This window comes from Aeromicrobium endophyticum (genome assembly GCF_003586285.1).
Lineage (GTDB): Bacteria > Actinomycetota > Actinomycetes > Propionibacteriales > Nocardioidaceae > Aeromicrobium > Aeromicrobium endophyticum.
The window spans coordinates 246,702-259,681 of sequence record NZ_QUBR01000001.1 but is presented as its reverse complement, the minus strand read 5'-3'; the positions used below and the strand labels follow the sequence as shown (position 1 = coordinate 259,681).

The 12,980-nt window shown below is 70.0% G+C and carries 13 protein-coding genes; 6 read left to right on the top strand and 7 right to left on the bottom strand.

All coding sequences use genetic code 11. The annotated features are described in order from the left end of the window. Positions 1-11: 11 nt before the first annotated feature. Positions 12-764: a DUF2817 domain-containing protein gene (locus DX116_RS01295; RefSeq protein WP_119702436.1), complete on the top strand. Its 753-nt coding sequence runs from the start codon at positions 12-14 to the stop codon at positions 762-764. A gap of 9 nt (positions 765-773) precedes the next feature. Here DX116_RS01295 and DX116_RS01290 read toward each other — a convergent pair whose 3' ends face one another. Both DX116_RS01290 and DX116_RS01285 read right to left on the bottom strand, forming a co-directional pair. Next, positions 774-1,580, bottom strand: a complete 807-nt coding sequence (locus DX116_RS01290) for an ABC transporter permease (protein WP_119702435.1) — start codon at positions 1,578-1,580, stop codon at positions 774-776. After that, positions 1,577-2,542 (bottom strand): ATP-binding cassette domain-containing protein, encoded by a 966-nt coding sequence (locus DX116_RS01285; protein ID WP_119704052.1) that lies wholly within the window; start codon positions 2,540-2,542, stop codon positions 1,577-1,579. The genes DX116_RS01290 and DX116_RS01285 overlap by 4 nt, the downstream gene beginning before the upstream one ends. Positions 2,543-2,647: 105 nt before the next feature. Here DX116_RS01285 and DX116_RS01280 point away from each other — a divergent pair, with 105 nt between their 5' ends. Together DX116_RS01280 and zwf are read left to right on the top strand one after the other, a co-directional pair. Next, positions 2,648-4,345, top strand: coding sequence for a cation:proton antiporter (locus DX116_RS01280; protein ID WP_119702434.1), 1,698 nt, complete (start codon positions 2,648-2,650; stop codon positions 4,343-4,345). Positions 4,346-4,402: 57 nt separating this feature from the next. Beyond that, positions 4,403-5,839 carry a glucose-6-phosphate dehydrogenase gene (gene zwf / locus DX116_RS01275; RefSeq protein ID WP_119702433.1) on the top strand — a complete coding sequence of 479 codons (1,437 nt, stop codon included), beginning with the start codon at positions 4,403-4,405 and terminating at the stop codon, positions 5,837-5,839. Between the two features lie 2 nt (positions 5,840-5,841). Here the strand turns inward: zwf and DX116_RS19815 are convergent, their stop codons facing one another. The 3 genes from DX116_RS19815 to DX116_RS01265 are packed head-to-tail and all read right to left on the bottom strand — an operon-like array spanning position 5,842 to position 6,854. After that, positions 5,842-6,012, bottom strand: a complete 171-nt coding sequence (locus DX116_RS19815; protein ID WP_158591861.1) for a hypothetical protein — start codon at positions 6,010-6,012, stop codon at positions 5,842-5,844. Between the two features lie 57 nt (positions 6,013-6,069). Next, complete coding sequence (locus tag DX116_RS01270) at positions 6,070-6,420, bottom strand: GntR family transcriptional regulator (RefSeq protein ID WP_119702432.1); 351 nt, start codon at positions 6,418-6,420, stop codon at positions 6,070-6,072. Then, positions 6,417-6,854, bottom strand: coding sequence for a GNAT family N-acetyltransferase (locus DX116_RS01265; protein ID WP_119702431.1), 438 nt, complete (start codon positions 6,852-6,854; stop codon positions 6,417-6,419). Before DX116_RS01265 ends, DX116_RS01270 begins: the two co-directional genes overlap by 4 nt. A gap of 71 nt (positions 6,855-6,925) precedes the next feature. On the opposite strand from DX116_RS01265, the gene pcrA reads away from it, so the two are divergent. Next, positions 6,926-9,304 carry a DNA helicase PcrA gene (gene pcrA, locus DX116_RS01260; RefSeq protein WP_119702430.1) on the top strand — a complete coding sequence of 793 codons (2,379 nt, stop codon included), beginning with the start codon at positions 6,926-6,928 and terminating at the stop codon, positions 9,302-9,304. Between the two features lie 68 nt (positions 9,305-9,372). Here pcrA and DX116_RS01255 read toward each other — a convergent pair whose 3' ends face one another. Both DX116_RS01255 and DX116_RS01250 read right to left on the bottom strand, forming a co-directional pair. Further along, a complete protein-coding gene (locus DX116_RS01255) occupies positions 9,373-10,305 on the bottom strand; it encodes a DUF559 domain-containing protein (RefSeq protein ID WP_119702429.1) in 933 nt (310 codons plus the stop codon). Positions 10,306-10,489: 184 nt separating this feature from the next. Next, entirely contained in the window at positions 10,490-11,275 is a 786-nt protein-coding gene (locus DX116_RS01250) for a M23 family metallopeptidase (protein ID WP_147393547.1), read from the bottom strand. Between the two features lie 158 nt (positions 11,276-11,433). On the opposite strand from DX116_RS01250, the gene DX116_RS01245 reads away from it, so the two are divergent. Together DX116_RS01245 and sucC are read left to right on the top strand one after the other, a co-directional pair. Continuing rightward, complete coding sequence (locus DX116_RS01245; protein ID WP_119702427.1) at positions 11,434-11,691, top strand: cobalamin B12-binding domain-containing protein; 258 nt, start codon at positions 11,434-11,436, stop codon at positions 11,689-11,691. A gap of 115 nt (positions 11,692-11,806) precedes the next feature. Then, positions 11,807-12,973: an ADP-forming succinate--CoA ligase subunit beta gene (gene sucC, locus DX116_RS01240; protein ID WP_119702426.1), complete on the top strand. Its 1,167-nt coding sequence runs from the start codon at positions 11,807-11,809 to the stop codon at positions 12,971-12,973. Positions 12,974-12,980 lie beyond the last annotated feature (7 nt).

Genomic DNA, 12,980 nt, shown 5'->3' with positions numbered 1-12,980 from the left:
ATGATGGGACGATGACGTCTCTCGGGATCTGGTCGCTGTCCGTCGCTCTGGTCGCCCCGCTGGCGACCGTGGCCGTCGCCGGCTCGCCGGCGGCCGCCGATGCCAGACGACCGGCCGTCGTCGAGACCCGCGTCATCGGGCACAGCGTCAAGGGACGAGACATCGTGGCGTGGCGGCTGGGCGAGCCGTCGTCGACGAAGAAGGTGCTCCTGCTGGCCGCGATGCACGGCGACGAGAAGGGATCCGTCCAGACGCTGCGCAACCTCCGCGACGGGCGGGCCATCAAGGGGGCCGACATCTGGGTCGTCCCGGTCGTCAATCCCGACGGCTATGCGCGCAACACACGCCAGAACGCCCACGGCGTCGATCTCAACCGCAACTTCGGGGCCAAGTGGCGCAAGATCGGCGGGGCCACCAACTCGGGTCGGCGGGCGTTCAGCGAGCCCGAGACCCGGGCCGTCCGCGACCTCGCCGACGAGATCGACCCCACCTACACCGTGAGCTACCACCAGCCGCTGGACGGCATCGACATCCGCGACACCGGCAACCGGAGGTGGGCCGAGCGGCTCGCCGCGCGGGTACGCCTGCCCAAGAGGGCGTTCGACTGCTTCTCGCGGTGCTTCGGGACGTACTCGATGTGGTTCAGGGCCAAGCACCGTTCCGGTGCCGTCATCACCGTCGAGCTGCCGAGGAAGCCGTCGAGGGCGTACCTCCGCGAGGTCGCCCCGCGGGCGATCCTCGGCAGCATCGGTGCCAGGCGCTGACCGGGCGCGTCAGGCCTTGGTGCGGTAGGCCCGGACGGCGAGGGGTGCGAAGACTGCGAGGATCAGTGCGCTCGTGCCGAGCGCGATCAGGGCGTCCTGCGCGACGGGTCCGCCGGTCAGCAGGCCCCTCATGGCGTCGGTCAGGTGCGTCACGGGGTTGATCTTCACCCAGGCCTGCAGCCACCCCGGCATCGTGTCGGTCGCGGCGAACATGCTGGAGCCGAACGTCAGCGGGAACAGGGCCAGGAAGCCGATGCCCTGCACCGAGCCGGCCTCGCGCATGATCATGCCGAGCCAGATCGCGATCCAGCACATGCACCACGCGAAGAACAGCACCAGCAGCATCGCCGCGGCCACCTTCGCCGGCGAGGTCGAGGTGCGAAAGCCCATCACGAAGCCCGCCACCATCGTGACGCCGATCGTGATGGCGTACCGCAGGCACTCGGCGATCGTCGCGCCGACGAGAGGCGCCGACCGGGGGATGGGCAGCGACCGGAAGCGGTCGAAGACGCCCTCCTTGATGTCGGTGTTGAGGTTGACGCCGATCGCGATGGTGCTGAACAGCACCGTCTGGATCAGGATGCCCGGCAGCACGAACTGCAGGTAGTCCTGCGTCGATCCGGCGATCGCGCCGCCCAGCACGTACACGAAGATGATCAGGAACAGCACGGGCTGCAGCGTGACGTCGAAGAACTGCTCGGGGTGGCGCAGCATCTTCCTCACCGACCGGCCGGCCAGCGACAGCGAGTGCCGCACCCACGGCAGCGACGAGGCGGGCCGCGGCTGCGGCACCTGGGGGACGGTCATGGTCGTCATACGAGCTCCTTGGTGGTGGCCGGCGCGGACGCGCCCTGGCCGGTGAGGGTGAAGAAGACCTCGTCGAGGCTCGGCAGGCTGAGCGAGATCTCGGTGACGGGGATGCCGCGCGAGGCGAGGTCGACGACGACGTTCGTGAACTGCTGCTCGTCCTCGATCGGAGCGGTCAGCAGGCCCCTGATGGGCTCGCCGACCGGCCGTCCGGTGATGCGGCTGAGGACGGCCCGGATGTCGGCGGTGTCCCGGACGTTCTCGGGACGGACCTGCAGCGAGCGGCCCCCCACGATCTGCTTGAGCTCGGACGCCGTGCCGTGGGCGATGACCTTGCCCAGGTCGATCACGGTGATGGCATCGGCGAGGGCGTCGGCCTCCTCGAGGTACTGCGTCGTCAGGAGCACCGTGGTGCCCTCGGACGTCAGCAGTCGGACCATGTTCCAGACGTCGTCGCGCTTGCTCGGGTCGAGACCCGTGGTGGGTTCGTCCAGGAAGATGACCGCCGGGCGGCCGACGAGGCTCGCGGCGAGGTCGAGGCGCCGGCGCATGCCGCCCGAGTACGTCTTGGCGCGGCGGTCGGCCGCCTCGGCCAGCCCGAACTGCTCGAGCAGCTCGGCGGCGCGCGCCCGGGCGTCGGGACGGGTGAAGTCGAGCAGCCGGGCGAACAGCTCGAGGTTCTCGCGTCCGCTCAGCTGCTCGTCGACCGAGGCGTACTGGCCGGTCAGGCCGATCGACCGGCGGACGGCGTTCGGGTCCTTGACGACGTCGTGGCCGGCGACCGTCGCCCGGCCGGCGTCCGGACGCAGCAGCGTTGCGAGGATGCGGACCGCCGTGGTCTTGCCGGCACCGTTCGGTCCGAGGACCCCGAGGACGGTTCCTTCGGGGACGGTGAGGTCGATGCCGTCGAGTGCTGTCGTGGCGCCGTAGTGCTTCGTGAGCCCCTCGGCATGGATGGCGTGGTTGGTCATGACGACCATGGTCCGACGGTCCGCTGGCAGGGCGCTGTCATCGTGCTGACGGCGCTGACAGGTGGTGACAGCGACTTCTCAGCGAGCAGTGGCACGATCGGCGCCATGGACCTCACGATCTTGGGCGTGCTCGCCCTGACCGTCATCGTCGCCGCCTCCGTGCTCGCTCCGAAGGTGGGGGTCGCGGCCCCGCTCGTCCTCGTCGTCGCCGGGGTGCTGCTCGCTCTCGTGCCGGGCGTGCCCCGCATCGAGCCCGAGCCCGAGCTGATCCTCGCGGGCGTCCTGCCGCCGTTGCTGTACGCCGCCTCCGTCAACATGCCGGCGATGGACTTCCGCCGCGACCTCAAGTCGATCGGCTGGCTGTCGATCGTCGTCGTCATCTCCTCGGCCCTCGCGATCGGCTGGGTCGTCGAGATGTTCGTCCCCGGCCTCGGCTTCGCCCAGGGCGTCGCGCTGGGTGCGATCGTGAGCCCGACCGATGCCGTCGCGACCTCGATCGTCAAGAGGACGGGCGTCGCACCGCGGCTCGTGACGGTGCTCGAGGGCGAGAGCATGATCAACGACGCCTCGGCCCTCGTGCTGCTGCGGTCGGCGGTCGCCGCCACCGGTGCGGTGTCGGTGCTCGACGTGTCGATCGACTTCGTCGTCTCGATCGTCGTCGCGGCGCTGGTCGGGGTGCTCGTCGGCGCCGCCAGCGTGGCGGTCCGCGCCCGCCTGCACGACGCGACGATCAACACCGCGATCTCGTTCGCCGTCCCGTTCATCGCCTACGCCCCGGCCGAGCATCTCGGGGCGTCCGGCCTGGTCGCGGTCGTCACGACAGGTCTGGTCACGGGCTACTGGGGGCCGTCGGTCCTGCGGGCGCAGGACCGCCTGGCCGAGGCGGTCAACTGGCGGACGATCGCCTTCCTGCTCGAGGGCGGCGTCTTCCTCCTGATGGGCCTCGAGCTGGGGCCGCTGCTCGAGGACTTCCGCGCCGAGGACGGTGACGTCGGCCGTCTGGTGCTGCTCAGCGCGCTCTGCCTCGGCATCCTGCTGCTGGTGCGCGGCCTGTACGTGGTGGCGTTGTTGTGGAGCCTGCTGCAGGATCGCAAGGATCTGCACCGGTGGGAGCCACGGCTCAACCGGGTGCGCGACTACCTGGCGTCGGACGAGTCGAGTGCGTTGTCCGACCGTCGCCTGCAGCGCATCCACCTGATGGTGACGCGTCGTGAGGCGGACATGCGGTTCTACGAGGACGAGAAGCTCGACCGGCGCGCCGGCGCGATCCTCGTGTGGGCGGGCATGCGGGGCAGCGTCACCCTGGCCGCGGCGCAGACGCTGCCCACCGGCTTCGAGCAGCGCGAGCTGCTGATCCTCGTGGCGTTCACGGTCGCCGTGACGTCCCTGCTGGTGCAGGGCGGCACCCTGGCCTGGGTCGTGCGCCGGCTCGGCGTGCAGGCGGACCGTCACGACTCCGACCGGCAGCAGCTGACCGCCCTGTCGGCGATGCTGGCCGACGTGGCGGCGTCCCGGTGCTCCGAGGTCGCCGACGAGGGACTCGACGGGCGTCCGCTCGAGTCGCTCGTGATCGAGCAGGTGCAGGACGACAGCCACGTCGACCGGGCGACGCGGTGGGCGGGCGACGGCGACGAGAGCCGACAGCGACTGCGCGACTACGTCGAGCTGCGGCGCGCCGTGCTGGCCGACCAGCGGGACGCCCTGATCGACGCCCGGTCGTCCGGGAGGTTCGACTCCGAGAACCTCAACCGCGTGCTGCGGCGGGTCGACGCCGGCGACATGTCGATCGACCGGGTCGACTGAGGGCCGGCCGTGCCCGGAGTTCACCCCCGCGCAACCTCCCGGGTCTAGCCTGATGCCATGAACGAGCCTCACCTGATCGTGCTGTTCGGCGCCACCGGCGATCTCGCCCGGCGCAAGCTGCTGCCCGGCATCATGCACCTGCTGCAGTCGGGTCTCGTGCCCGACTCGCGCATCATCGGGGTCTCGCTCGACGACTTCGACGACGAGTCGTTCCGCGACTTCGCCGAGAAGGCCTATCGCGAGTTCAACACCCGCACGGTCGACGACGAGCAGTGGGCCGCGTTCGCGCCCAAGCTGTCGTACGTCAACGTCGCGGCCGGTCCCGAGGCGCTGGCCTCGGCCGCTGCCGCGCTCGAGCAGGAGCTGGGCGGCGAGCCACGCCGGCTGCACTACCTCAGCGTCCCGCCGAAGGCCGCGCTCGACGTCATCCACACGCTCGACCAGGCCGGGCTGGTCGAGCGCTCGCGCATCATCATGGAGAAGCCCTTCGGCACCGACCTGGCCAGCGCGAAGTCGCTGAACGCCGAGATCCACCAGGTCTTCGACGAGCAGCAGATCTTCCGCATCGACCACTTCCTCGGCAAGGAGGCGGCGCTCAACATCCTGGCCTTCCGCTTCGCCAACGGCCTCTTCGAGCCGATCTGGAACCGCAACTTCATCGACCACGTGCAGATCGACGTCCCCGAGACGCTGTCGCTCGATGGTCGCTCCGGCTTCTACGAGGGCACGGGCGCGTTCAAGGACATGGTCGTCACCCACCTGTTCCAGGTGCTGGCGTTCATGGCGATGGAGCCGCCGACGTCGCTCGACTCCGACTCGATCTCGGAGGAGAAGAACAAGGTCTTCCGCTCGATGCTGCCGCTCGACCCGAAGTTCGTCGTGCGCGGCCAGTACCAGGGCTACCGCGACGAGAAGGGTGTCGCGGCCGACTCAGAGACCGACACCTTCGTCGCCCTCAAGGCCGAGATCGACAACTGGCGCTGGGCCGGCGTCCCGTTCTACCTGCGCACCGGCAAGCGGATGGCCGAGGGCGCCCGCATCATCTCGATCGCGTTCCGCGAGCCGCCCAAGAGCATGTTCCCGACCGGCTCGGGCGTCGGCCTGGCCGGCCCCGACCACCTGACGTTCGACCTGGCGGACGCCTCGCGCATGTCGCTGTCGTTCTACGGCAAGCGCCCGGGCCCGGGCATGCGGCTCGACAAGCTGAGCATGCAGTTCGCGATGCAGGAGACCGAGCGCGCCGGTGAGGTGCTCGAGGCGTACGAGCGGCTGATCTACGACGCCATGCGCGGCGAGCGCACCCTGTTCACCACCGCCGAGGGCATCGAGCGGCTGTGGGAGATCTCCGAGCCGCTGCTGGGCGACACACCGCCCGTGCGGCCGTACTCGCCGGGCACGTGGGGACCCAACGCCATCCACCAGCTGATCGCGCCCAAGGCGTGGCGGCTGCCGTTCGAGCGCAGCTGGCGCAAGCCCAACACGAACGCCGAGTAGCGCTAGGGCTGGTCGGGGTCCTTGCGCCGGGCGAGCTGCTCCTGCACGTCGTGCCCCGGCATGCGCGGGGGCTTCTCGTGCGAGCGGTCGGGGCTGCCGTAGCCGCTGACGGCCAGGCCGATGAGGGCGACGCCGGCGATGAGCAGCAGCAGGAGGACGATCTCGAAGGGCACAGCGCCACGCTAGTCCGTCCGCCCAACCCGTCGGCCGGTCGTCCTGCGCGGACGCCGTCAGGCCCAGTGCCTCTCGAGCAGCCGGACCGCCTCGTCCTTCGACAGCCCCTGGCGACGTGCCGCGAGCACGAAGGCCTGAGCGGCTGCGTCGGTGGTGCCGTCGGGCGTCGTGCGCGACGCGACGAACGTCCCTGCACGGCCCCGTGTCTCGATGACCCCGTCGATCTCGAGGGCCCGGTAGGCCTTGGCGACGGTGTTGGTCGCCAGGTCGAGCGCCTCGGCGAGGGCCCGGACGGTCGGCAGCTTGTGCCCGGCCGGGAACGCCCCGGAGGCGGCTCCCTCGGCGACCTGTCGTCGTACCTGCTCGAACGGCGGCTCGCCGCTGAGGGCGTCGATCTCGAGCCTCATCGCTGCAGCACCACCATCGGGTAGGGACGCCCGGCGGCGTCGGTCTCGCGGCGCAGCACCTCGACGAAGCCCTGCGACCGGTAGAAGCCGACGCCCACCGTGTTGTCGGCGTAGACCTCGACGCTGCGGGCCCCGGCCGGTCCGACCTCGGCGAGCAGCCGGGTGCCGAGTCCTCGGCCGTGCATCGCCGGGTCGACGTAGAGCAGCTCGACGTGCACCCCGTGCGAGCCGACGAACGCGACCGCCTCACCGTCGGTCTCCGCCAGGCGCACGAGCATCGAGGGCAGGTACGCGTCACGCATGAACGGCCGCAGCTCGGCGAAGTCGTCGGCGTCCATGAACCCGTGCGACGACCTGGCCGCCCGCTCCCACACGTCGGTCAACGCGTCGAGGTCGGCCTCGTGGGCCGTCCGGATGCTGACGACGGGCTCCATGGCAGGGGAGTCTACGTCCGGGCGAACCGACGAGGACGCTGTCCGTCACGGCGACTAGGCTGGACGACACGATGACCCTGCCGTTCCCCGTGCCCCAGATGGGCTCCCCGACCGCCGGAGACGCTGCCGTCCCGGGCGCCGCCGACCGCCGACGTCCGCGGTCCGACAGCCTGCTCGACGGCCTCAACGAGGCCCAGCAGGCCGCCGTCTCCCACCCGGGCGGCCCTCTGCTGGTCGTCGCGGGCGCCGGCTCGGGCAAGACCCGCGTCCTCACGCGGCGCATCGCCTGGCTCATCGCCGCGCGCGGCGCGCACCCCGGGTCAATCCTGGCCATCACCTTCACCAACAAGGCCGCCGCCGAGATGCGCGAGCGCGTGGCCGACCTGGTCGGTCCCCGGGCCCGCATGATGTGGGTCTCGACCTTCCACTCGGCCTGCGTGCGCATCCTGCGTCGCGAGGCGACGAGGTTCGGCTTCACGTCGTCGTTCACGATCTACGACTCCGCCGACCAGCGCCGGCTCATGACGCTGATCTGCCGCGACATGGACCTCGATCCCAAGAAGATCAACCCGCGGGCCGTCCTCAACTGGATCTCCAACCTCAAGAACGAGCTGGTCGACCACGAGTCCGCCGGCAGCAAGGCCGAGAACCCCACCGAGCAGATCTACGCCGAGATCTACACGACGTACCAGGCGCGCCTGCAGGCCGCCAACGCGATGGACTTCGACGACCTCATCATGAACACCGTCCACCTGCTGCAGGGCTGGCCCGACGTGCGCGAGACCTACCGCCGCCGGTTCCGTCACATCCTGGTCGACGAGTACCAAGACACCAACCACGCGCAGTACCAGCTCATCAAGGAGCTCACCGACGCCGACTCCGACCTGCTGGTGGTCGGCGACTCCGACCAGTCGATCTACGCCTTCCGCGGCGCCAACATCCGCAACATCCTCGAGTTCGAGGACGACTTCCCGAACGCCGCGACGATCCTGCTCGAGCAGAACTACCGCTCGACCCAGACGATCCTGTCGGCGGCCAACGCCGTCATCAGCCGCAACGAGGGCCGCAAGGACAAGCAGCTGTGGTCGGCCGAGGGCGATGGCGAGAAGATCGTCGGCTACGTCGGCGACGACGAGCGCGACGAGGCACAGTTCATCGCCGACGAGATCGACCGGCTCGTCGACGGCGGCGACATCGCGTCGAAGGACGTCGCGATCTTCTACCGCACCAACGCGCAGAGCCGCATCTTTGAAGAGGTCTTCATCCGCGTCGGGCTGCCCTACAAGGTGGTCGGGGGCGTGCGCTTCTACGAGCGCAAGGAGATCAAGGACGCCCTCGCGTACGCCCGGGTGCTGGTCAACCCGCGCGACACCGTCTCGCTGCGGCGCATCATCAACGAGCCCAAGCGGGGCATCGGCGAGCGCGCGGAGGCCTCGATCCAGCGTCTCGCCGCGCTGCACGACCTCAGCTTCTGGGACGCGCTCATGCGCGCCAACGAGGCGAACGACCTGGCCACGCGGTCGCTCAACGCCATCCAGGCCTTCACGACCGTGATGTCCGACCTCATGGCGATGGCCGACACGGGGGCGGCGGCCGATGCCGTGCTCGAGGCGGCGCTGACCCGCAGCGGCTACCTGGCGGCGCTCGAGCAGAGCACCGATCCGCAGGACGAGACCCGGGTCGAGAACCTCGCCGAGCTCGTGGCGGTGGCTCGCGAGTTCGTGGTCGGAGCCAGCACCGTCGACGACGAGGGCGACGACGCCGACGACGAGGCACCGTCCGAGGCCGTCGCGGCCATCCCCGACGAGCCGGCGCTGGGTGCCGGGTCGCTCGCCGCGTTCCTCGAGCAGGTGGCCCTGGTCGCCGATGCCGACCAGATCCCCGACGACGGCGACGGTGTCGTCACGCTGATGACGCTGCACACCGCCAAGGGCCTGGAGTTCCCCGTCGTGTTCCTCACCGGCCTCGAGGACGGCGTCTTCCCGCACATGCGGTCGATGGCCGACGTCAAGGAGCTCGAGGAGGAGCGCCGGCTCGCCTACGTGGGCATCACCCGTGCCGAGAAGCGTCTCTACGTCACGCGCGCCACCACGCGCGCGGCCTGGGGCGCGCCGGCCTACAACCCGGCGTCGCGCTTTCTCGACGAGCTGCCGGAGTCGCTCGTCGACTGGCGCCGTCTGGCCTCGCCCCCCACGCAGTGGACGCCCAGCCAGCCGTCGGCCACGGCGCAGTCCTCGTTCCGCTCGTCCAACGTCGCGGCGCGCTCGAAGAAGGCCGATCGCGCCGTCGTCTCGCTCGAGGCCGGCGACCGGGTCGTGCACGACAGCTTCGGCATGGGCACCGTCGTGTCGGTCGAGGGCCAGGCCGAGAAGTCCGTCGCGTCCGTCGACTTCGGCTCCCAGGGCGTCAAGCGCCTCCTGCTGCGCTACGCCCCCGTCGAGAAGCTCTGACGTCCCCTCCCCGTCCCCGCGATGTGTGACGCCTTGCCCCGATCTGAGCCGGGGACCGGGGCAGGACGTCACACATCGCGGAGGGTGCGGAGCCGGACGGAATCGAGTCGTGGCGCGGGGCCCCGGTAGCCCGCAGAGACCATGGCGTCCCAGATGCGTCCGACCAGGCTTGCGACGTGCCGCAGGTCCTCCGCCGTGACGATGATGACTCGCCACCCGGCCGCCTCGAGCCGCTCCCGACGGAGGATGTCGCGCCGGCGTTGATCGGCCGACCGCTCATGGTGCCAGCCGTCGTACTCGATGACGATGCGCAGCTTGTGGTAGACCAGGTCGCCACGTGCGAGGAAGCGACTCCGGCCCTCCATGATCGTGCCGTTGACCTCGGGCTCGGGCAGTCCGCTCGCCACCAGCACGAGCCGGACATCGGTCTCCTTGACCGAGTCAACTCGCGACCGCACGAGGGGAGTGGTGCGTCGTGCCAGCACCACCCCGTCGAGGTGCCTCTCGCGGGCGTACGTCCGCAGCACGTCCGGGTCCGTCAGCCCGAGCCGCACCAACCAGTCGCCTGCGCGGACGAGGTCGTGCGGGTTCAGCTGCGTGGCGCAGTCGACGAGCGTCCGATCGGGACCGAGCACAGGGACGCCATGCACGATCCGTGACGACAGGCGACCGCGGCGCCGGTGCAGCTGCACGCCGCTGAGGCGGGTCTGCGACGTGGTGTTGGTCGAGTAGTGGCGCAGCGGGCTCGCTCCGACGGTCACGCCGTACCAGTGCAGCGCGGTCACATGGCTCACGCACGCATCTGGGGGGAGGACGAGCAGGTCGGCACCCACCATCACCGCCAGGGTTCGCGGCAGGTTCGTCCACGCATAGACGCCGCGGTGCACCATCGTGTACGAGGAGCCCTGCAACATCCGCCGCGTGACGCCCAGGGCCGCAGCCCGATCGGCTGTGAAAGCCGCAGAGCGCAGCTCGGCAGGGACGGGACGCGGTCGACTCATGCAAGCACCGTGCTCGCCCCGGTGTCCTCGACGCCATGCGCTCAGGGGGCGCTGTGGACAAGAGCGGCGCCGTCGGCGCCTGTGGATCGGGATATGTGACGGATCGCCCCGGTGATCAGCATCAACGAGTGCAGAGCGTCACACATCGCGGGGTGCGTCCGCCGGATGGCGAGGACGCCGGGGGTTACGGGGTGACGTCGTGCTTGATGAGCTCGCCGTACGGGTCGACGGGTGCGCCGCCGGCCGGGTGCACCTCAAGGTGCAGGTGGGGGCCGGTGACGTTGCCGGTCGACCCCGTGAAGCCGATGGGCTGGCCCGGCGTGACCTGCTCGCCGACCTTGACGCCGAACTGGCTCTGGTGGCAGTACCAGATCTCGGTGCCGTCGTTGAGCTGGATGATCGTGCGGTTGCCGTAGGCACCCTCGTAGCCGGTGGAGACGACGGTGCCGGCCGCGACCGAGACGATCGTCGAGCCGGACGGACCGGCGAAGTCGAGGCCCGTGTGGACGGTCGACCAGAGCCCGCTGCGCTGGCCGAACCGCGCGGTCAGGTGGTACCCGGTGACCGGGAGGACCCACTTGTTGAGCTCGATCTTCTTGGCTTCCTTGCCGACGGCGGCCGTGAGCTGCTCGTTGGCGGCGATCTTCTGCTGCGCCTGCGCGGTGGCCTGCTTGCTGAAGGCGGCTCGATCGAAGCTGCGGCTGACGTCGGCGCTGGGCTCGTCGGCGCGGGTGTAGGTCTGGTTGACCGTCTGGTAACGGTCGGCCTTGAGCGAGTTGGCATCGGTGGCGTTGCCGACGACCGCAGACCCGAAGGCGGCGAGGATGAGCGCGAACGCGCCGGCCATGGCCGGGGTGGGGGTCAGCGAGCGAGCACGGCTGCGACGACGCTGGGCGACTCGCTTGCCCGCGGCCCGGGAAGGGGTCTGCGAGCGATGGTCGAGTCGGCGTTTAGGCGCAGACGATGACACGCAGATGACCTCCAAGAGGCGACGACAGGACCTCACGAGACTAGCCGAGGATCGGCCTCCAGAGAAACCGAATTCGAATTCTGGGTGAGGTCGGGACGTCGGTCCCGTGGCAGATCGCCGCTTCGTGTGACAGCACTCACGTGTGGCACGATCGGCCCATGGCGGCTGATCGCATCGTGGTGGGATCCGCGGGCGACGACACCGGTGCCCGGACGATCGCCCGGCGTCTGCGCGACGAAGGCCACGAGATCGTGTTCGTCGGCGGACGCCAGTCGCCCGAGCAGCTGGCGGCCACGGCCGTCGCCGAGGACGCCGTGCGGGTCGTCGTCGACGCGGGCTCGTCCGACGCGCAACGGGTGAGAGACGCGTTGCACGCGCTGGGGGCCGGCGACATCACCGTCGAGCCCGCGGTGTGACGTAACCGACGCGACTTAACATCGCGTTAACGGATACAGTCGCAACGGCCTGTTCGTGGCGGCCTCCTGCCGGACCCGACCAGGGCAGAACTCCAACCCAAGGACGGACACCACCGTGGATCTGATGGAATACCAGGCGAAGGAGCTCTTCGCCAAGCATGGCGTCGCGACGACGCTCGGCGTCGTCGTGCAGACCGCCGAAGAGGCCAAGGCAGCCGCCGAGCAGATCGGTGGCGTGACCGTCATCAAGGCACAGGTCAAGGCCGGCGGTCGCGGCAAGGCCGGCGGCGTCAAGCTCGCGAAGACGGCCGACGAGGCCTTCGAGCACGCCTCCAACATCCTCGGCATGGAGATCAAGGGCCTGACCGTCAACCGCGTGCTCGTCACGCCGGCGACGCCGCCCGTCGAGGAGTACTACTTCTCCTTCCTGCTCGACCGTTCCAACCGCAGCTACCTCTGCATCGCGAGCGTCGAGGGCGGTGTCGAGATCGAAGAGGTCGCCAAGACCAACCCCGAGGCCGTGCGCCAGATCCCGATCGACGCCGGCACCGGCGTCGACGAGGCGAAGGCCCGCGCGATCGTCGAGGAGGCCAAGTTCCCGGCCGAGCTCGCCGACCAGGCCGTGGCCATGGTCCAGGCTCTCTGGAAGGTGTTCGTCGAGGAGGACGCGACGCTGGTCGAGGTCAACCCGCTGGCACGCCTCGAGGGCGACAAGCTCGAGGCTCTCGACGGCAAGGTCTCGCTCGACGAGAACGCCTCCGAGGTGCGCCACCCCGAGCACGAGGACTTCGTCATCCACGAGGAGGCCGACCCCCTCGAGGCCAAGGCCAAGGCCAAGGGCCTCAACTACGTCAAGCTCGACGGTGAGGTCGGCATCATCGGCAACGGCGCGGGGCTCGTCATGAGCACCCTCGACGTCGTGGCGTACGCCGGCGAGAAGCACGGCAACGTCAAGCCCGCCAACTTCCTCGACATCGGCGGAGGAGCGTCGGCCGAGGTCATGGCCAACGGTCTCGACGTCATCCTCAACGACCCGCAGGTCAAGAGCGTCTTCGTCAACGTCTTCGGCGGCATCACGTCGTGCGACGCGGTCGCCAACGGCATCAAGGGCGCGCTCGAGCTGCTCGGCTCCGAGGCGTCCAAGCCGCTGGTCGTGCGCCTCGACGGCAACAACGTCGACGAGGGACGCGCGATCCTCGACGAGCTCAACCACCCGCTCGTGACTCAGGTGGACACCATGGACGGCGCGGCCGACAAGGCCGCCGAGCTGGCGAACGGCTGAAGGGGCT

Bases quoted from the DNA above. Each gene is read 5' to 3' on its own strand.
- DX116_RS01270 (WP_119702432.1), bottom strand. From the start codon at position 6,420: ATGAGGCTCGAGATCGACGCCCTCAGCGGCGAGCCGCCGTTCGAGCAG.
- pcrA (WP_119702430.1), top strand. From the start codon at position 6,926: ATGACCCTGCCGTTCCCCGTGCCCCAGATGGGCTCCCCGACCGCCGGA.
- DX116_RS01295 (WP_119702436.1), top strand. From the start codon at position 12: ATGACGTCTCTCGGGATCTGGTCGCTGTCCGTCGCTCTGGTCGCCCCG.
- DX116_RS01245 (WP_119702427.1), top strand. From the start codon at position 11,434: ATGGCGGCTGATCGCATCGTGGTGGGATCCGCGGGCGACGACACCGGT.
- DX116_RS01285 (WP_119704052.1), bottom strand. From the start codon at position 2,542: ATGACCAACCACGCCATCCATGCCGAGGGGCTCACGAAGCACTACGGC.
- DX116_RS01265 (WP_119702431.1), bottom strand. From the start codon at position 6,854: ATGGAGCCCGTCGTCAGCATCCGGACGGCCCACGAGGCCGACCTCGAC.
- DX116_RS01280 (WP_119702434.1), top strand. From the start codon at position 2,648: ATGGACCTCACGATCTTGGGCGTGCTCGCCCTGACCGTCATCGTCGCC.
- DX116_RS01255 (WP_119702429.1), bottom strand. From the start codon at position 10,305: ATGAGTCGACCGCGTCCCGTCCCTGCCGAGCTGCGCTCTGCGGCTTTC.
- zwf (WP_119702433.1), top strand. From the start codon at position 4,403: ATGAACGAGCCTCACCTGATCGTGCTGTTCGGCGCCACCGGCGATCTC.
- DX116_RS01290 (WP_119702435.1), bottom strand. From the start codon at position 1,580: ATGACGACCATGACCGTCCCCCAGGTGCCGCAGCCGCGGCCCGCCTCG.